This window comes from Photorhabdus viridis, from assembly GCF_040256935.1.
In the GTDB taxonomy this organism is placed as follows: Bacteria; Pseudomonadota; Gammaproteobacteria; order Enterobacterales; family Enterobacteriaceae; genus Photorhabdus; species Photorhabdus viridis.
The window spans coordinates 1-411 of sequence record NZ_JBEJZY010000292.1 but is presented as its reverse complement, the minus strand read 5'-3'; the positions used below and the strand labels follow the sequence as shown (position 1 = coordinate 411).

General features: G+C 51.8%; 1 protein-coding gene, 1 tRNA gene and 1 rRNA gene. All 3 read right to left on the bottom strand.

Features of this window, described 5'->3' with window-relative positions:
- A partial coding sequence (locus ABR397_RS23420; protein ID WP_350307792.1) for a hypothetical protein occupies window positions 1-181 on the bottom strand: 181 nt, incomplete at its 3' end.
- 9 nt (window positions 182-190) lie between these two features.
- A tRNA-Glu gene (locus ABR397_RS23415) sits at window positions 191-266 on the bottom strand.
- A gap of 82 nt (window positions 267-348) precedes the next feature.
- Window positions 349-411: ribosomal RNA gene (locus tag ABR397_RS23410) — 16S ribosomal RNA — on the bottom strand; the annotation flags it as partial.

The following is a 411-nucleotide window of genomic DNA, read 5'->3' as shown; positions in this document are numbered from 1 at the left end:
TCACAACCCGAAAATGTCTCGGGGTGCGCAGTGTTGAGAGACTGGTCAACAATCCCTCGGGGAGATTATTGACGCTTTCAATTTTCAGCTTGTTCCAGATTGTTAAAGAGCTTTTATCGTTAAGCCGACTTCTATCAAAAATCCGCTTAACGATAACACGACGACGGCTTTCACCCGTCATCACCGCAAGTGGCGTCCCCTAGGGGATTCGAACCCCTGTTACCGCCGTGAAAGGGCGGTGTCCTAGGCCTCTAGACGAAGGGGACACAATGGCCGGCTTCGCAGACGCGTCTTGCTCGACTTTCATCAGACAATCTGTGTGAGCACTGCACTCAACTGCATCTCAGGTAAGGAGGTGATCCAACCGCAGGTTCCCCTACGGTTACCTTGTTACGACTTCACCCCAGTCAT